This is a genomic window from Promicromonospora thailandica (assembly GCF_024171955.1).
Taxonomy (GTDB): Bacteria; Actinomycetota; Actinomycetes; order Actinomycetales; family Cellulomonadaceae; genus Promicromonospora; species Promicromonospora thailandica.
Window position 1 is genome coordinate 200,728 of sequence record NZ_JAMTCS010000004.1, and the last position, 17,480, is coordinate 218,207.

Here is a 17,480-nt window from a genome sequence, read left to right on the forward strand (position 1 = left end):
CCCAGATCTGACGATGAAGTGAGAGGAACCACCATGACCATCCGCCACCACCGCGCCGTCGGCGCGGTCGCCGCGGCAGGCGCCCTGGCGCTCGCCCTGACCGCGTGCGGGTCCGGGTCCGACGGTCCCAGCGCCGCCGAGGACGTCACCCCCGAGGACGTCGCCGCGGCCCTCGAGGAGGGCGGCGACCTGCTCGTGTGGGCCTGGGAGCCCACGCTGGACAAGGTCGTCGAGGAGTTCGAGGCCGAGTACCCGAACGTGGACGTCGAGCTGGCGAACGTCGGCACCGGCAACGACCACTACGTGGCCCTCCAGAACGCGATCGGCGCCGGGTCGGGCGTGCCCGACGTGGCCCAGATGGAGTACTACGCCCTGCCGCAGTTCTCGATCGCCGGGTCGCTGGCCGACCTTGCGCCGTTCGGCGCGTCCGAGCTCGACGGCACCTACTCGCCCGGTACCTGGAACGCGGTGACCGACGGCGACGCCGTCTACGGCCTGCCGATGGACTCCGGCCCCATGGCGCTGTTCTACAACGCGAAGACGTTCGAGGAGGCCGGCGTCGAGGTGCCCGCCACCTGGGACGAGTTCGTCGAGGCCGCGCGCGCCATCCACGAGCACGACCCGAACACGTACATCACGGCCGACAACGGCGACGCGGGCTTCGCGACCTCGATGATCTGGCAGGCCGGCGGTCACCCGTTCGAGGTGGACGGCACCGACGTGACCGTGAACCTGGCCGACGAGGGCTCCACGAAGTTCGCCGAGACCTGGCAGCAGCTCATCGACGAGGGCCTGCTCGCGGACGTCCCGGGCTGGTCGGACGAGTGGTTCCAGGGCCTCGGCAGCGGCGAGATCGCGGCGCTCGTGACGGGCGCGTGGATGCCGGCCAACCTCGAGTCGGGTGCGGCACCGGCCGCGGGCGACTGGCGCGTGGCCCCCATGCCGCAGTGGACCGCGGGCGCGAACGAGACGGCCGAGAACGGCGGCTCGTCGCTCGCGATCACGGAGGCGAGCGAGAAGAAGGCGCTGGCCTACGGCTTCCTCGAGTACGCGAACGCCGGCGACGGGGTCGCGACCCGCCTGGAGGGCGGCAACTTCCCCGCCACGCTGGCCGACCTGACCGACGAGGAGTTCCTCGCGGAGGAGCCCGAGTACTTCGGCGGGCAGAAGATCAACGAGGTGCTCTCGGCGTCGGCCACCGGCGTCGTCGAGGGCTGGCAGTACCTGCCCTACCAGGTCTACGCCAACAGCGTCTTCCCCGACACCGTGGGCCAGGCCTACACGGGCTCGACGCCGCTGACCGACGCCCTGGGCGCCTGGCAGGAGTCGATCGTCAGCTACGGCGACGAGCAGGGCTTCACCGTCAGCGAGTGACCCCACCGCACCACCGGTGACGACGGCGGGGGCCGCACCCCCGCCGTCGTCCGTGTCACCACTTCGTGCCGCACAGAACTTCGAGGAACCCCACATGGCCACGTTCGAGATCGGGCCCGAGCACTTCCTGCTCGACGGCGAGCCGACCCAGGTCGTCAGCGGTGCGCTGCACTACTTCCGCGTGCACCCCGACCAGTGGGCGGACCGCATCCGCAAGGCCCGGCTGATGGGCCTGAACACCATCGAGACGTACGTGCCGTGGAACTTCCACGCGCCCGAGCCCGGCGTCTTCCACCTCGACGGACGGCGCGACCTGGCCCGGTTCCTCGACCTGGTGGCGGCCGAGGGCCTGCACGCGATCGTGCGTCCCGGCCCGTACATCTGCGCGGAGTGGGACGGCGGCGGCCTGCCGGCGTGGCTGCTCGCCGACCGGTCCGTGGGCGTGCGCCGCCACGAGCCGCGGTTCCTGGACGCGATCGGCACCTACTACGCGAACCTGCTGCCGCTCGTGGCCGAGCGCCAGGTGACCCGCGGAGGCCCGGTGCTCATGGTGCAGGTCGAGAACGAGTACGGCGCCTACGGGGACGACCCCCTGCCCGAGCGGCAGAAGTACCTGCGCGCGCTCGTGGACCTGGTGCGCGCCCAGGACATCGACGTGCCGCTGTTCACCTGCGACCAGGCGAACGACGAGATGCTGGCCCGCGGCGGCCTGCCGGAGCTGCACCGGACGGCGACGTTCGGCTCGCGCACCACCGAGCGGATCGAGGTGCTGCGCCGGCACCAGCCCACGGGCCCGCTCATGTGCATGGAGTTCTGGGACGGCTGGTTCGACTCGTGGGGCCTGGAGCACCACCTGGCGCCCGCCGAGGCCAACGCCGCCGACCTGGACGACCTGCTCGCGGCGGGCGGCTCGGTCAACCTCTACATGTTCCACGGCGGCACCAACTTCGGCCTCACCAACGGCGCGAACGACAAGGGCATCTACCGGCCCATCGCGACGTCGTACGACTACGACGCGCCCCTGGCCGAGGACGGGTCGGCCACCGAGAAGTTCTGGGCGCTGCGCGACGTGATCGCGCGGCACCTGCCCGTGCCGGACGCCGGGGAGCTCGCCGGTGGTCCGGCCGCCGCCCCGAAGCTCGACGTCGACCTGACGGCCCGGGTGCCCCTGGCCGACGCGCTGCCGAGCCTGCTGCGGGAGGACCTGCGCACGTTCACCGCGACGCCGAGCACCGACGACCTGGCCCTGTGGTCGGGCTTCGCCGTCTACCGCACGCGGATCGAGGCCGACGACCTCGTGCTGTCGGTGGGCGAGGTGCGCGACCGCGCCGTCGTCCTGGTCGACGACGAGCAGGTGGGTGTGCTCGACCGCGGCTCGCACACGTTCGCCGTCGCGCTCCCGGCGCGGGCCGGCGACCTGACGCTGCTCGTGGAGGACCAGGGCCGCGTGAACTACGGTCCGCGGATCGGCGAGACCAAGGGCCTGATCGGTCCGGTGCGCACCGCGAGCCGCCGGCTGAACACCTGGGACGCCGGCGCGCTGCGCGTCGAGGAGGCGCCCGAGCTGCTGCGCGCCGCGCTGGACGCGCCCGGCCGGGCGCTGCCCGCGGGCGGCGCCGCGCCGGGCGGGGCGGGGCTGTACAGGGGCACGTTCGACACCGCGGGCGGCACCGACCACTTCCTGCGCCTCGACGGCTGGACCAAGGGCCTGGCCTGGGTCAACGGCGAGCTGCTGGGCCGGTACTGGAGCCTCGGACCGACGCACACCCTGTACGTGCCGGGCCCGCTCCTGCGCGACGCGGGCAACGAGCTGGTGCTCCTGGAGCTGCACGGCACGGGGGCGACGCGCGCGTCGTTCGTCGCGGGACCGGACCTGGGCGTCACGGAGCAGTAGCGGGCGGCCCGCACCAGACCTCAGCGGGGCACGCGGACGCCGTCCTGCCAGACCTCGTGGATCAGCGGGACCCCCGGACGGTAGGCCAGGTACAGATGTGTCGGCGCGTCCAGGACGGTCAGGTCGGCGCGCGCACCCACGCGCAGGTGCCCGACGTCGTCCCGCCGCAGCGCGAGCGCCCCGCCCGCCGTCGCCGACCAGAGGGCCTCGGTGGGGCTCATCCGCATCTCCCGGACCGCGAGCGCCACGACGAACGGCATCGACGAGCTGTAGCCCGAGCCCGGGTTGCAGTCGGTGGCGAGCGCGACCGGCACGCCGGCGCGCAGCAGGCGGCGGGCGTCGGGGTACGGCGAGCGGGTGGAGAACTCGACGGCGGGCAGGAGCGTCGCGACCGTCCCGCTGCCCGAGGGTCCGGTCCAGGAGCCGGCCAGCGCGTCGACGTCGGCGGCGGTCAGGTGCGTGCAGTGGTCCACGCTGGCCGCACCCACCTCGACCGCGAGCCGCACGCCCGGGCCCGCCGCGAGCTGGTTGCCGTGCACGCGGGCGAGCAGCCCGGCCCGCTGTCCGGCGCGCAGCACGGTCCGGGCCTCGTCCTCGTCGAAGGCGGTGGGCGCCGCGGGCTCGCAGAACACGTCGACCCAGCGGGCGTGCGGGGCGCAGGCGGCGAGCATCGGCCCGGTCACGAGATCGACGTATCCGGCGCGGTCGTCGGCGTACTCGGCGGGGACGGTGTGCGCGCCGAGGAACGTCGTCTCGGGCGTCAGCTCCCGCGCGATGCGCAGGGTGCGAGCCTCGGTGTCGACGTCCTGCCCGTACCCGCTCTTGATCTCCACGGTGGTGGTGCCCTGCGCGAGCATCTCCCCCACCAGCGCGCGGCCCCGGGCGCGCAGGGTGTCGTCGCTCGCGCTGCGCGTCGCGGCGACGGTCGTCGCGATGCCGCCGCCTGTGTACGGCTCGCCGGTCATGCGGGCGGCGAACTCGGCGGCGCGGTCGCCCGCGAACACGGTGTGCGAGTGCGAGTCCACGAACCCGGGGACGACGGCGCGGCCCCCGGCGTCGACGACGGCGTCCGCGGCCGGCGCCCGTGAGGCCGGCCCGGTCCACGCGACGCGCCCCTGCTCGACGACGACGGCGGCGTCCCGGAGCAGGCCGGTGTCGCCCGATCCGCCGTGCGCCGGGTCGTTCGTGACCAGCTCTGCGATGTTCGTCAGCAGCACGCTCATCGGTCGTTCCCCTTCGTGATCTCCCGCGCGGCGGCCCACAGCTCCTCGATCGCCTCGGCCAGCAGGCGCGCCACGTCCCCGACCCGGTGCACACCGTCGCGCACGACGACGTCGCCGCCCGCCACGACGTCGGACACGTCCCCGGCCCCCGCCACCAGGACCGCCTGCGCGGGGTCGGCGCCCGCGGTGCGCACCGTGTCGAGGCGCACCGCCACCAGGTCGGCCGGGGCGCCGGCCACGATCCGGCCCGCGTCCGGCCGGCCGAGCGCGGCGTGCCCGGCCGCCGACGCCATGTCGACCAGGGCCGCCGGGTCGAACGTTCCCCGTCGGCCGGTCGCGAGCCGCTCGTGCTCCTCGACGCCGCGGGCCTCCGCGAGCACGTCGGCGCCCACGTGCTGGTCCGTGCCGACCGACAGCGGGCTCCCGGCGTCCGCCAGCCGACGCCCCGGTGCGATGCCGTCGGCCAGGTCGCGCTCCGTGACCGGGCAGAGGCACACGCCCGTGCGGGTGCCGCCGAGCAGCGCGACGTCGTCGTCGGTCAGGTGCACCGCGTGCACCACGGTGGTGCCCGGCCCCAGCGCCCCGGCGTCGTGCAGCAGGCGCGTGGGCGTGCGGCCGAAGGCGGCGAGCGCCGCCTCGTTCTCGCCCGGCTGCTCGGACAGGTGCACGTGCAGCGGGGCGCCCGCCTCCCGGGCCCAGCGGGCGACCGCGGCGAGCTCGTCGGGCGCGACGGCGCGCACCGAGTGGGCGGCGGCGCCGACGCGCACGCGGTCGTCGTCGGCCCAGGCGGTGCGCAGGGCGTCGACGCGCGCGGCCCAGCGCTCGACGCTGCCGTCGCCGAACCGGGCCTGCTCGGGCGCGAGCGGCTCGTGCCCGCCGGGGCCGAGGCCGCCGTGCAGGTAGCAGGTGTCGAGCAGCGTGAGGTGCACCCCGGCGTCCCGGGCGGCGGCGCGCAGGGCCTCCGCCATCGCGTTCGGGTCCTGCGGGTGCGGGGTCCCGTCGGCGCGGTGGTGCACGTAGTGGAACTCGCCGACGGCCGTGGTGCCGCCCAGCGAGAGCTCCGCGAACACGGCGCGCGCGAGCCGCTCGTAGCGCTCCGGCGTCAGGGCCGTGGCCAGCGCGTACATGCCCTCGCGCCAGGTCCAGAACGACCCGCCGCCGGAGTGGGTGCGCCCGCGCAGCGCGCGGTGGAAGGCGTGGGAGTGGGCGTCGGCGAGCCCGGGCAGCACCAGACCGCGCAGGCGTACGTCCTGGTGAGAGGGCAGTTCCCCGGGCCGGACGGCGACGATCCGCCCGCCGGAGGTCTCGACCCGCACGGACGGGACGACGCGGGACGCCGGGCCGGGGCCTCCCTCGGGCAGCCAGGCCTGCTCGCACCAGTAGGCGGTCATGCTCCTCCTGTCGGTCGGCATCCCCTTCGAGACCGAGGTTGCTTCGCTTTGACGGCCGTCAAAGCGAAGCAACCTCGGTGTCGAAGCGGAGGACGGCGGGGTGGGCGGCGGCGGGGTGGGTCACGGTGGGGTGGGTCACCGTGCGCCGCCGACGCCGGGCGGTGCGGGGGCGGCCGAGGCGGCCGGGCCGGTCGGTGCCGTGAGCAGGTCGGCCAGGACTGCGGTCAGGGCCTGGACCCCGGCGGCGCAGTCGTCCGGGTCGGCGTGCTCGGCCGGCGAGTGGGAGACACCGGTCGGGTTGCGGACGAACAGCATCGCCGTCGGGACACCGGCCGCGGCGAGGATGCCGGCGTCGTGCCCGGCGCCCGTGCCGATCACGGGGGCGGGCAGGTCGGATCCGGGCCGCCCGACGAGGTCGGCCAGGCGCGCCGCGAGCACCGGGTCGAAGACGGTCGCGGGCGTCCACGACTCCTCGACGAGCTCCCACCGCCGGAGCCCGTCCGGCGCACCACCTCCCGCCAGGACGCTGTCACCCCCAGCGACCCCGCCACCGACTGCAGAGTTCGTCCCGCCATCGCCGACTGCAGACTTCGTCACGCCCAGGCCGCCCGACGCCGTCAGCAAGTCTGCAGTCGACGGCCGGTCCGAGAGAATGTCTGCAGTCGACGGCCGACGCGTCGAGAAGTCTGCAGTCGACGGGGCGCGACCGCCCGGCACCGAACGGAAGTCTGCAGTCGACGACGGCGCCGGCCCGCTCCCGCCCGTCAGGACCGCGCGGACCGCCGCCTCCGTCTCGCCGCGGGCGTCGATCCACGCCCGGACCCGGGACGGGATCGCGTTGACGCCGTTCGGCTCGACCTCGACCTTGGCCAGCGTCGCGAGCGCCCCGGCCTGCTCGGCGGCGGCGCGTACGTCGGTGATGAGCCGCGCCAGGTCGAGCATCGGGTCGTGGCGGTGGGCCAGCGGCGTGGTGCCGGCGTGGTTGGCCTCGCCCGCGAGGTCGACGCGCCAGCGTCCGTGCGGCCAGATCGCGGCGCCGACGGCGACCGGTGCCGCCTCGTCGGACACCAGGTCGGCGAGGTACCGGCCCTGCTCCACGTGCAGCTCGACGAAGACGCCGACCCGGGCCAGGGCCTCGGGGTCGTGCCCGTAACGATCGATCCGGACGCCCGCGTCCCGCCCCAGCACGTCCGCGAGCGTGTCCCCGGCCCCGTCGCGCAGCCCGAGCAGCCGTTCCGCGGGCACCGTCCCGGTCAGCGCCCGCGACCCGAGGCACGCCAGCCCGAACCGTGCGCCCTCCTCGTCGGAGAAGTTCACGATGCCCAGCGGACGCAGGGGCATGACGCCCGAAGCTCGCAGCGCGTCGAGCGCCGCGAAGGCGCCGGCCACGCCGAGCGGCCCGTCGAACGCGCCGCCGCCCGGCACCGAGTCGAGGTGGCTCCCGGTCACGACGCCGGGGCCGTCGGCGTCAGGGTCGCCCCACCAGGCCCACTGGTTCCCGGCGCGGTCCACCGTGACCGCGAGCCCGCGCGCGGCCGCCTCCGCGGCGAACCACTCGCGCAGGGCCAGGTCGTGCCCCGTCCAGGCGAACCGCTCGTAGCCGCCGGACGGCGCCCGCCCGACGTCGGCGATCGCCGCGAGCAGGCCGTCGACGCCGGTCAGGCCCGACGCCGCGCCCGGCTCCGCACGCCGACCGCCGCCGAACGTCCCGCCGCCGGACGCCCCGCCGAAGAGCGCCCCGCCGGAACCCGTCACGCCCCCTCCCCCATCGGCACCCGCAGCCCGCCACGCCCGGCGGCGGCCACGGCGTCGTCGTACCCGGCATCGACGTGCCGCAGCACGCCTGTCGCGGGGTCGTTCGACAGGACGCGCGCGAGCTTCTCCGCCGCGAGCGACGTGCCGTCCGCCACGGACACCTGCCCGGCGTGGATCGACCGGCCCATGCCGACGCCCCCGCCGTGGTGCAGCGACACCCACGTGGCGCCCGACGCCGTGTTGACCAGGGCGTTCAGCAGCGGCCAGTCCGCGATGGCGTCCGAGCCGTCGGCCATGGCCTCGGTCTCCCGGTACGGCGAGGCCACCGAGCCGGAGTCGAGGTGGTCACGCCCGATCGCGACCGGCGCGGAGATCTCGCCCGATGCGACGAGCTCGTTGAACCGCAGCCCCGCGACGTCGCGCTCCCCGTGCCCGAGCCAGCAGATCCGGGCGGGCAGCCCCTGGAACGCGACCCGTTCCTGGGCGGCGCGGATCCAGCGGCCCAGGTGGTCGTCGTCGGGGAACAGGTCGAGCACGGCCCGGTCGGTCACGGCGATGTCGCGCGGGTCGCCGGACAGCGCCGCCCACCGGAACGGCCCCTTGCCCTCGGCGAACAGCGGCCGGATGTACGCCGGCACGAACCCCGGGACGTCGAACGCCCGCCCGTACCCGCCCTGCCGGGCCTCGTCGCGGATCGAGTTGCCGTAGTCGAACACCTCGGCCCCCGCGTCCTGGAACCCCACCATGGCCTCGACGTGCCGCGCCATCGACTCCCGGGCGCGCTCGGTGAACCCCTCCGGATCCTTCTCCGCGAGCGAGGCCCAGTCCGCAAGCGCCACCCCCGACGGCAGGTACGACAACGGGTCGTGCGCCGAGGTCTGGTCCGTCACGACGTCCACCTCGACGCCGCGGCGCAGCAGCTCCGGCACGACGTCGGCCGAGTTGCCGACCACGCCCACCGACAGCGCGCGCCGTTCGCGCTTGGCGGCCAGCGCCAGCTCCAGCCCCTCGTCGAGAGACGACGCGACGACGTCGAGGTACCGCGTCTCGACGCGCCGCTCGAGGCGGGCCGGGTCGACGTCGACCACCAGGCACACGCCGCCGTTGAGCGTGACGGCGAGCGGCTGCGCCCCACCCATGCCACCGCAGCCGCCGGTCAGGGTGAGCGTGCCGGCGAGCGTGCCACCGAACCGTTTGGCGGCCACCGCGGCGAACGTCTCGTACGTGCCCTGGAGGATGCCCTGCGTGCCGATGTAGATCCACGACCCCGCTGTCATCTGCCCGTACATGGTCAGGCCGAGCTGCTCCAGGCGGCGGTGCTCGGGCCACGTGGCCCAGTCGCCCACCAGGTTGGAGTTGGCGATGAGCACGCGTGGCGCCCACTCGTGGGTCCGCAGCACGCCCACGGGGCGGCCGGACTGCACCAGGAGCGTCTCGTCCTCGCGCAGGTCCGTCAGCGACCGGACGATCGCGTGGTAGCTCGGCCAGTCGCGCGCCGCACGGCCGGTGCCGCCGTAGACGACCAGGTCGTCGGGCCGCTCGGCCACCTCGGGGTCGAGGTTGTTCATGAGCATGCGCAGCGGCGCCTCGGTCTGCCAGCTCCGCGCGGTGAGGGTGGTGCCGCGCGGGGCGCGGACGGCGACGGGGGTGCCCCGGTCGTACGGCTCGTTCATGTGGGTCTCCTTCGGCAGGGTTCGGGGGTTCAGTCGAGCGGTCCGACGGCGTCCGCGGCCGCCCCCGCGACCCGTCCGCTCGCGACGAGGCCGACCACGTGCTCGATCTCGGGGGCCAGGTAGCGGTCCGGTCCGGGCCCGGGCACGACGGCGCGGACGGCGTCGTGCACCGCAGCCGTACCCGTCGCGGGGGCCTGCTCGCGCAGGTCGAGGGCGCGCGTGGCCGTGAGCACCTCGATCGCGAGCACCCGGGTGAGCCCGTCGACGGACCGGCGCAGCTTGCGGGCGCCGGCCCAGCCCATGGACACGTGGTCCTCCTGCATGGCGGAGCTCGGGATGGAGTCCACGCTCGCGGGCGCGGCCAGACGCTTCATCTCGGAGACGATCCCGGCCGCCGTGTACTGGGCGATCATGTGCCCGGAGTCGACGCCGGGGTCGTGCGCCAGGAACGCGGGCAGCCCCTCGGACCGGGCCACGTCGAGGAACCGGTCGGTGCGCCGCTCGCTCATGCTGGCCAGGTCGGCGGCCGCGATGGCGAGGAAGTCGAGCACGTAGGCGACGGGCGCCCCGTGGAAGTTGCCGTTGGACTCCACGCGGCCGTCGGAGGTGACCACCGGGTTGTCGATCGCGGAGGCCAGCTCCCGGCCCGCCACCGTGGCGGCGTGCTCCAGCGTGTCGCGGGCGGCCCCGTGCACCTGCGGCGCGCAGCGCAGGGAGTAGGCGTCTTGGACGCGGGTGCAGGCGGGGTTGCCGTGCTCGTCCAGTTCGCGGTGGCTCGCCATGAGCGGCGAGCCCGCCAGGATCCTGCGCATGTTCGACGCCGACGCCGCCTGGCCGGGGTGCGGCCGCATCGCGATCAGGTCCTGCGCGAACGGGGCGTCCGAGCCGAGCAGGGCCTCCACCGAGAGGGACGCCGCGACGTCGGCCGTGGTGAGCAGGCGGCGCAGGTCGTGGAGGGCGAGGCACAGCATGCCGAGCATGCCGTCGGTGCCGTTGATGAGGGCGAGGCCCTCCTTCTCGCCGAGGACCAGGGGTTCGATGCCGGCGTCGGCGAGCGCGCGGGCGGCGTCGGCTTCCTGACCGTCGACGCGCACCCGGCCCTCCCCCATGGCGGCGAGCGCGACGTGCGCGAGCGGCGCGAGGTCGCCGGAGCAGCCGAGCGAGCCGTACTCGTGGACGACGGGCGTGATCCCGGCGTTCAGCATCGCCGCATAGGTCTGCGCGGTGACGGGCCGGGCGCCGGTGTGCCCCGTGACCAGGGTCGCGAGCCGCAGGAGCTGCAGCGCGCGCACCACCTCGGTCTCGACCTCGGGCCCGGACCCGGCGGCGTGCGAGCGCACGAGGCTGAGCTGGAGCTGGGCGCGCTGCTCGGCGGGGATGTGCCGCCGGGCCAGCGCCCCGAAGCCGGTGGAGACGCCGTAGTGGGGCACGGTGTCGTCGGCGAGCGCCTCGATGACGGCGCGACTGCGGGCCATGCGGGCGAGGGCGTCGTCGTGGATCTCGACGGACGCGCCGTACCGGGCGACGGCGACCACCTGCTCGACGGTGAGCGGGGTGCCGTCCAGGACGACGTGCCCGGGGACTGCGGGTGCGGTCGGCGTCGGCGCCGCGTCGTGCAGGGTGCTCATGCGCCCATGGAACCCCGCCGCGACCCGCTCGGCGCGGGGGCGGACGCCGATAGAGTCTGGGATACGAGACAGTTCACACGGAGGACACAGTGGTCGGCAGCAGCGCCGTACCGGCGGCCCGGAGCACGGCGCGGCTGCTCAGCTTCCTCGCGGCCCAGCCCGGCCCCGTGCCCGCCGGCGCCATCGCGCACGGCCTCGGGCTGCCGCGGTCCAGCGTCTACCACCTGCTGTCGGTGCTGCGCGACGAGGGTTTCGTGCGGCACTTCCCCGACGAGCGCCGCTACGGCCTCGGGGTCGCCGCGCTGGGTCTCGGCAGCGCGTACACCCGGCAGGCGCCGCTGACCCGCCTGGCGGCCCCCGTCGTCGCCCGGCTGGTCGAGACAGCGGGCGAGAACGGGCACCTCGCCGTGCTCAACGGCCGCGAGGTGCTGTACCTCGTGGAGCAGCGCGCGGCGGGCCGCCCGCCCCTGGTGACCGACGTCGACGTGCATCTCCCCAGTCATCTCACCGCCAGCGGCCGGGCCGTGCTCGCGCTGCTGCCCCCGGCGCAGGTGCGGGCGCTGTACCCGACGCCAGGGTCGTTCACGGACCTCACCGGCGCGGGGCCGCGCACCCTCCGGGAGCTGCGCGACGTGCTGCGACTCGCTCGGGCCCGCGGCTACGCGGAGGAGGACGGCGAGGTGACGGCGGGGTTCGCGTCGGTGGCCGCCGCCGTCGTCGACCACACGGGACGGCCGGTGGCCGGACTGGCGATCACGTTCCGCTCGGAGGCGTACGACGACGAGGCGCGGGCCAGTCTGGCGGAGCGGGCGGCGGTTGCCGCGCGCGAGGTGAGCAGGCGGCTCGGGGCGCGATAAATGCATTGCTGACCTGCAATGATGCATATGCCTGCAACAGCGTCAGAGCAGTAGTAAGAATGGCTTCTGGCGCAGTGCCGAAAACATTCGCAAAAAAGCGCTCCGGCGAAATTGCCCGACAGCTACGCCCGCGAGAGGTCTGCCACCGGAACGGTGAACTCGCGGGTGCGCAGCACGCCGACCGCCACGACGACAGCCTCCTTGCCGGCCCATCCCGGCCGGATCGCCTTGACCACGCCCACGGCGCCTCGCTCGGTGCTCGACACCCCGGTGACCTTTACGGCGACACCCGTTGCGATCCCATCACCCATTTCCTTCTTCTCTCCGTCACGCCGTGCAGGCCATATGCCCGCACGGATAGGTGGCGGAGATCCTGCCAGCGAGACAAGGAATGCGTCAAGGTCACTAAAGAATGAAGAAATGGAACATGCAAACACAATTCGTGTACGCACATTTCTTTTCACGAGTGGCCGGATCGCGTCGGTCAGCGACAACGTCGTGACCGTGGGTGCGCGAGCGTGCGGGCCGTCGCCCTACCGAACGTGATCGCGCCGCATGTTCCACAGCGGCGGCGAGCCGATGTAGAGCTCGTGCCGCCCTACGACGACAAAGCCGGACCGCTCGTAGAACGCCACGTTGCGCGGGAGGCTCGTCTGCAGACGGACGGTCCGCTCTCGGGCATCGGCACGGGCGAGGCCGTCGTCCAGGAGCGCCTGGCCGATCCCCTCGCGCTGACGGTCCGGCCGCACGGCGAGCTGTGCGAGGAACACGTCGGGGTCCATGGGCATCGCCGCCCGGAGCGCCACAGCGAACCGCGCGTAGGGCTGCCGGTCGGCGCCGAGCTTCCGGAAGAACGTCCTCAGCAACTTCTCGGCACGACGGTCCAGCTCACCGGGCACGCCACCGCCCGCACCGTCGGTCTTCCAGATGGCCACGCCGACCACCGCACCGCCGTCGATCGCGACCCGCACGACCCGCGCGGGGTCGTGCTGCCGGAGGGTGATCCCCTGCTCGGTCAGGTGGAAGGCGCGCCGACGCTTCGCGGTGCTGAAGACCGCCTGGAAGATCGGGTCCTCGGCATAGGCGGCCGCTGCGAGCTCCGCTGCCTCGTCGACCTGCGACGGCTCAAGGTCCGTGATGTGCACGCCCCGAGTGTCCCAGCCCGGACCACGCCCGCGAAGCATCCGACCCGCACAAATCGCCTACAGTGAGCCTCGCGCCCCCACACCCCTGCCGCCCTCGGGAGAGATGTCTTCGTGAGTTCGAACCAGCGCGAGTTCCGACTGCTCGTCACCGGTGGAGGGACCGGCGGCCACACCTACCCGGCACTGACCACGCTCCGCGCGCTGCAGGCCCGGCTCGCCGCTGAGGGCACCCCGGTCGGCGTGCTGTGGGCGGGCACGGCGGACGGGCTGGAGGCCACGGTCACGGCGGCCGAGGGCATCCGGTTCCTGCCCGTCGCCACGGGCAAGCTGCGGCGGTCGAGCAACCCGCTGGGCATGCTCTCGACCGCCAACATGAAGGACATGGCGCGGGTCCCGGTCGGCGTCGCGCAGGCCCGGTCGATCGTGTCCGACTTCAAGCCGGACGTCGTCCTGTCGACGGGCGGCTACGTCGCCGTGCCGGTCGGGCTCGCGGCGAACATGCTGCGCCGTCCGCTCGTGGTGCACGAGCAGACCGTGGGGCTGGGACTGGCCAACCGCCTCCTGGCGAAGCGGGCCACGCGGGTGGCGGTGTCGTCGCCGTCGACCCTGGAGCTGCTGCCCGAGCGCGTGCGCGAGCGGGCCGTGGTCACCGGCAACCCGGTGCGCGCGGAGATGATGACGGGCGAGCCGCTCAAGGCGGTGGACGCGCTCGGTCTCGACTCGTTCGACCCGGACCTGCCCGTCCTGTACGTCACGGGCGGGGCGCAGGGTGCCGTCCAGATCAACACCCTGGTCACCGAGGCGCTGCCCTGGCTGCTGCAGCACACCAACGTGATCCACCAGTGCGGGCCGAACAACCTCCAGGACATGTTCGAGCGCACCGCGACCCTCCCGGCCGAGCTGGCTGCGCGGTACCGGGTCATGGGTTTCGTGGGAGCCGAGCTGCCCGACGTGCTCGCCCTGGCCGACGTCGTCGTCTCCCGCAGCGGGGCCGGCACCATCGCCGAGCTGACGGCGCTGGGCAAGCCCGCCGTGCTCGTCCCGCTGGCGTCGTCCGCCGGGAACGAGCAGTCCGAGAACGCCCGCCGGCTGCAGGCGCTGGGCGCGGCGATCACCCTGGAGGGCGACCTCCACTTCTCCGACCTCCGCGGGGCCCTGGCCGGCCTCCTGGCCGACCCCGGACGCCGCGCCCGCATGGCCGACGCCGCCCGCAGCAACGGTCACCCCGACGCCGCCGAGCGCCTGGTGGACCTGCTGCTGGAGGCGGCGCGCAGCGTCTGACCCCGGCGGTCAGGCGCCGCCGCCGGCCGGGGCGAGCACCTTGGCCAGCAGCCTCGCCAGCTCCCGCAGCTCGGCCCCGTCGAGGGCGGCGAACGGCGTCCGCTCCAGCGTCTCGGCGATGATCTCGGCACGCACCCGCCGCCCTTCGTCCGTCAGCACCACGACGCGCGACCGGCGGTCGTGCGGGTCGGTGGCGCGCTCGACGAGGCCACGCTCGACGAGCTGCTTGGTGACGAAGCTGAGGTTCGGCGCGTTGCAGTGCAGCCGCTCGGTCATGACCGTCATCGACGGCGGCGCCTCCTCCGGGTCGATGGCCCACAGCGCCTGAGCCGTCGCGAGCGTGAGCCGGTGCCGGGCGACGACGTCCGCGGCGCGGTCCCCGGTGCGCATGAAGAGCTCGTGGTTCGCCCGGACGACGGCTTCGAGGTCGGTCTGGCCCATGTGCCGATCCTAGCCGTGATTACTTCGAGCCTCGAAGGGGTGCTAGGTCCGATTGCTTCGAGACTCGAAGCATTTCCGACGGAGGTCCACCCATGTACACCTACCGAGGCAGCACCACGCTCGTGACCGGCGCGTCCCGCGGGCTCGGCACCGCCTACGCGACCGAGCTGGCCCGGCGCGGCTCGGACCTCGTGCTGGTCGCACGGTCTGCGGCCGCCCTCGACGAGCTGGCCGCCCGGCTCCGGACCGCTCACGGCGTCGCCGTCCGGACCCTCGCAGCCGACCTGACGGACCGCACCCAGGTGGCCGGGCTGCTGACCGACCTGGCCGACACCCCGGTCGACCTGCTCCTGAACAACGCCGGCATGGGCCCGGCCGGCCCGTTCCTGGAGCGGCCGCTGGAGCCGAACCAGGTGGCGGTCGACCTGAACATCACTGCCCTCATGACGCTGAGCCACGCGCTGGGCCGCACGATGGCCGCCCGCGGGCACGGCGGCATCGTCAACGTCGCCTCGACCGCCGCCTTCCAGCCCATGCCCTACCAGGCCGGCTACGGCGCGACCAAGGCGTTCGTGCTGTCGTTCACCGAGGCCCTCGCCGAGGAGCTGCGCGGCACCGGCGTCCACGTCATGGCCGCGCATCCCGGTGGCACGGACACGAGCTTCTTCGACGGCACCACGCACACGATGGACCCACGGCACGTCGACGCGCCCGCCGACGTCGTCCGCCGCACCCTCGACGACTTCGCCCGCGGCCGGAGCGCGTCCTACCCGGGCCGCCGCCTGAACCAGATCGGCTCCTGGGCCGCGCGCTTCCTCCCGCGCACCACGACCACGCGCCTCGCCGCCTGGGTCAACCGCTCCGTCGGCATGGACGCGGTCCGCGCGGAGTGACCTGCGGTCAGTCGATCCAGCGGTCGTACTGCACGAAGAACCGGGCAGACTCCGCGTCGGCGTCGATCACTCCTGACGACACCCGCCGCAGGTCGACGATGCTCCGGAACGCGCTGGTCCGGCCCTCGGGCAGCACCTGCTCCGCGAGCTCGTCGCCCGACATCCCCTCCGGGGCAGCCACCGTCACCTCCTGCCAGCAGCCGCCGGAGCCGCAGCCGAGCTGCTGACCGAGCACGCGGGCGCCGTCCGGCAGGGCGGGCAGGGCCGACGCCGGCGGCACCGCGATCTCGTCGACCAGCAGGAACAGCGGCGGCAACGCCAGGCCGAGCATGGCGAGCGTCCCGACGACCACCACCAGCGGGACCAGCATCCGGGTACGCGGCATCCGCCGACCCTACCGGCCGGGAGGTGCGGCACCCGCCGTCAGACCGCGAACAGCCCCGCGTTGAGGAACGCCGCCCCGAACGTCCCGGCGACGTCGTCCCGCACGGGCCGCACGTCGACCGGGCGCAGCGGCGCGAAGATCCGCTCCAGGTCCGCCAGCAGGAACGACGCGCCGCCGCCCAGGTCGCCGGTCGTCAGGACGGCGGCGTCGGGCGGGCTGGGCTGGCGCTCCTGCGCGAAGGCGACGATGCCGTACCGGCCGCCGGGCGCGAGCAGCGGCAGGATCCGCTCGCGGTAGGTGATGCGGCGGTGCGGGGCGAGGTGGTGGAAGCAGCCGGAGTCGTAGACGAGGTCGAACGGCCCGTCGGGCAGCGGGTCGCGCAGCACGTCGAGGGCCGTCACGGTCATCGCGGCGGGCAGGGCGGGCCGCACCTGGTCGAGCAGCGGGGCCGCCTGGTCCACGCCCGTCACGACGGCGCCCCGAGCGGCCAGCCACGCCCCGTTCCGCCCGTTGCCGCAGCCGACGTCGAGCACCCGGGCCCCGTCCAGGTCGCCCAGCAGGCCGCGGGCGTGCCAGTCGGCGAGCGGCTCGTCGGGCAGGCGGGTGCCCAGCGGGTGCCCCTCGCGCGTGAGCATGGCGGTCCAGTACTCCGCGGCGTCCCGCGTCACGTCCCCGCGCGCGCTGCCCGCGACCACCCGGTCGAGCTCGTCGAAGAGGTCGTCCAGGCTCCCGATCCGCATGCCCCGAGCCTAGTGGTCCGACGTGTCCGGGATCCGATTGAACCGACCGGCCCTTTCACCCGTCGTGTGGGGCAGAGGCCGGCGCAGGGTCGGCCCGCGAACGAGAGGGGCGGACGTGCGCACAGGAGCAAAGGTGGGCCTCGGCGTCGGGGCGGCCGTGGTCGTGGTGGGCGCGGCGGCGGCGATCTGGGGACCGGGCCTGTACGCGGACCGGGCCAACGAGGCGGCGGCCGAGGCACCCGCGCTCGAGCAGTCGGTGGCCCCGCTGCCCGACGGCGACGCTGCGGCCGGCACCTGGACCATCGGCGAGGGCTCCTTCGCCGGGTACCGGGTCGAGGAGGTGCTGCAGGGCAACGACGTGACGGTCACCGGGCGCACCGAGGACGTCACCGGCTCGGTCACCGTGGCGGACGGCGCGATCTCCGCGGCCACCGTCGAGGTCGACATCGCGAGCGTGGCGACCGACGAGGCCCCGCGCGACGCCTACTTCCGCGACCAGGCCATGGAGGCCGGCACGTTCCCGACGGCGACGTTCGAGCTCACCGAGCCCGCGCCGATCGAGGAGGGCGCCACCGCCGTCGAGCTGACCGGCGAGCTCACCATCCACGGCGAGACGCGGCCCGCCACGGTCGAGGCCGAGGTGGCGGGTGACGCGACCAGCGGCGAGCCCGTCCAGGTGGTCGGCAGCGTGCCGATCACGTTCGCCGACTTCGACGTCCAGGCCCCGGACCTGGGCTTCGTGACGGTGGAGGACGATGGCAGCATCGAGTTCTCGCTCCAGCTCGAGAAGTAGGCCGGCG

At 74.5% G+C, this 17,480-nt stretch carries 16 protein-coding genes; 6 read left to right on the forward strand and 10 right to left on the reverse strand.

What is annotated here, in order from left to right; translation table 11 throughout:
• The first annotated feature begins 33 nt into the window (after positions 1 to 33).
• On the forward strand, positions 34 to 1,374 hold the full coding sequence (locus tag APR03_RS08030; RefSeq protein WP_253834464.1) for an ABC transporter substrate-binding protein: 1,341 nt from the start codon (positions 34 to 36) through the stop codon (positions 1,372 to 1,374).
• A gap of 94 nt (positions 1,375 to 1,468) precedes the next feature.
• Positions 1,469 to 3,268 (forward strand): glycoside hydrolase family 35 protein, encoded by a 1,800-nt coding sequence (locus tag APR03_RS08035; RefSeq protein ID WP_253834466.1) that lies wholly within the window; start codon positions 1,469 to 1,471, stop codon positions 3,266 to 3,268.
• A gap of 20 nt (positions 3,269 to 3,288) precedes the next feature.
• Here APR03_RS08035 and hutI read toward each other — a convergent pair whose 3' ends face one another.
• The 5 genes from hutI to hutH all read right to left on the reverse strand — a co-directional run bounded on the left by hutI (position 3,289) and on the right by hutH (position 10,938).
• A complete protein-coding gene (gene hutI, locus APR03_RS08040) occupies positions 3,289 to 4,491 on the reverse strand; it encodes an imidazolonepropionase (protein WP_253834467.1) in 1,203 nt (400 codons plus the stop codon).
• Positions 4,488 to 5,882, reverse strand: a complete 1,395-nt coding sequence (locus tag APR03_RS08045; protein WP_253834469.1) for a formimidoylglutamate deiminase — start codon at positions 5,880 to 5,882, stop codon at positions 4,488 to 4,490. The genes hutI and APR03_RS08045 overlap by 4 nt, the downstream gene beginning before the upstream one ends.
• Positions 5,883 to 6,017: 135 nt before the next feature.
• Complete coding sequence (locus tag APR03_RS08050; protein WP_253834775.1) at positions 6,018 to 7,544, reverse strand: allantoate amidohydrolase; 1,527 nt, start codon at positions 7,542 to 7,544, stop codon at positions 6,018 to 6,020.
• An 89-nt stretch (positions 7,545 to 7,633) separates the two neighbouring features.
• Positions 7,634 to 9,310, reverse strand: a complete 1,677-nt coding sequence (gene hutU / locus APR03_RS08055; protein WP_253834471.1) for a urocanate hydratase — start codon at positions 9,308 to 9,310, stop codon at positions 7,634 to 7,636.
• A 29-nt stretch (positions 9,311 to 9,339) separates the two neighbouring features.
• The gene (hutH, locus tag APR03_RS08060) at positions 9,340 to 10,938 is read right to left on the reverse strand and encodes a histidine ammonia-lyase (RefSeq protein ID WP_253834474.1); all 1,599 of its coding nucleotides are present in this window, start codon (positions 10,936 to 10,938) and stop codon (positions 9,340 to 9,342) included.
• An 89-nt stretch (positions 10,939 to 11,027) separates the two neighbouring features.
• Here hutH and APR03_RS08065 point away from each other — a divergent pair, with 89 nt between their 5' ends.
• Positions 11,028 to 11,795, forward strand: coding sequence for an IclR family transcriptional regulator (locus tag APR03_RS08065; protein ID WP_253834476.1), 768 nt, complete (start codon positions 11,028 to 11,030; stop codon positions 11,793 to 11,795).
• Positions 11,796 to 11,917: 122 nt separating this feature from the next.
• Here APR03_RS08065 and APR03_RS08070 read toward each other — a convergent pair whose 3' ends face one another.
• Positions 11,918 to 12,061 carry a hypothetical protein gene (locus APR03_RS08070; protein ID WP_253834478.1) on the reverse strand — a complete coding sequence of 48 codons (144 nt, stop codon included), beginning with the start codon at positions 12,059 to 12,061 and terminating at the stop codon, positions 11,918 to 11,920.
• A gap of 267 nt (positions 12,062 to 12,328) precedes the next feature.
• Entirely contained in the window at positions 12,329 to 12,940 is a 612-nt protein-coding gene (locus APR03_RS08075) for a GNAT family N-acetyltransferase (protein ID WP_253834480.1), read from the reverse strand.
• Between the two features lie 111 nt (positions 12,941 to 13,051).
• Here APR03_RS08075 and APR03_RS08080 point away from each other — a divergent pair, with 111 nt between their 5' ends.
• Entirely contained in the window at positions 13,052 to 14,221 is a 1,170-nt protein-coding gene (locus APR03_RS08080; RefSeq protein WP_253834482.1) for a UDP-N-acetylglucosamine--N-acetylmuramyl-(pentapeptide) pyrophosphoryl-undecaprenol N-acetylglucosamine transferase, read from the forward strand.
• 9 nt (positions 14,222 to 14,230) lie between these two features.
• On the opposite strand, the gene APR03_RS08085 is transcribed toward APR03_RS08080, so the two are convergent.
• Positions 14,231 to 14,662, reverse strand: a complete 432-nt coding sequence (locus tag APR03_RS08085; protein ID WP_253834483.1) for a MarR family winged helix-turn-helix transcriptional regulator — start codon at positions 14,660 to 14,662, stop codon at positions 14,231 to 14,233.
• 92 nt (positions 14,663 to 14,754) lie between these two features.
• On the opposite strand from APR03_RS08085, the gene APR03_RS08090 reads away from it, so the two are divergent.
• Entirely contained in the window at positions 14,755 to 15,555 is an 801-nt protein-coding gene (locus APR03_RS08090; protein ID WP_253834485.1) for an SDR family NAD(P)-dependent oxidoreductase, read from the forward strand.
• 7 nt (positions 15,556 to 15,562) lie between these two features.
• Here APR03_RS08090 and APR03_RS08095 read toward each other — a convergent pair whose 3' ends face one another.
• Positions 15,563 to 15,940 (reverse strand): hypothetical protein, encoded by a 378-nt coding sequence (locus APR03_RS08095; protein WP_253834486.1) that lies wholly within the window; start codon positions 15,938 to 15,940, stop codon positions 15,563 to 15,565.
• A 38-nt stretch (positions 15,941 to 15,978) separates the two neighbouring features.
• Positions 15,979 to 16,680 (reverse strand): class I SAM-dependent methyltransferase, encoded by a 702-nt coding sequence (locus APR03_RS08100; protein ID WP_253834488.1) that lies wholly within the window; start codon positions 16,678 to 16,680, stop codon positions 15,979 to 15,981.
• A 115-nt stretch (positions 16,681 to 16,795) separates the two neighbouring features.
• Between APR03_RS08100 and APR03_RS08105 the strand changes: the two genes are divergently transcribed.
• Positions 16,796 to 17,473 carry a YceI family protein gene (locus APR03_RS08105; protein WP_253834490.1) on the forward strand — a complete coding sequence of 226 codons (678 nt, stop codon included), beginning with the start codon at positions 16,796 to 16,798 and terminating at the stop codon, positions 17,471 to 17,473.
• Positions 17,474 to 17,480 lie beyond the last annotated feature (7 nt).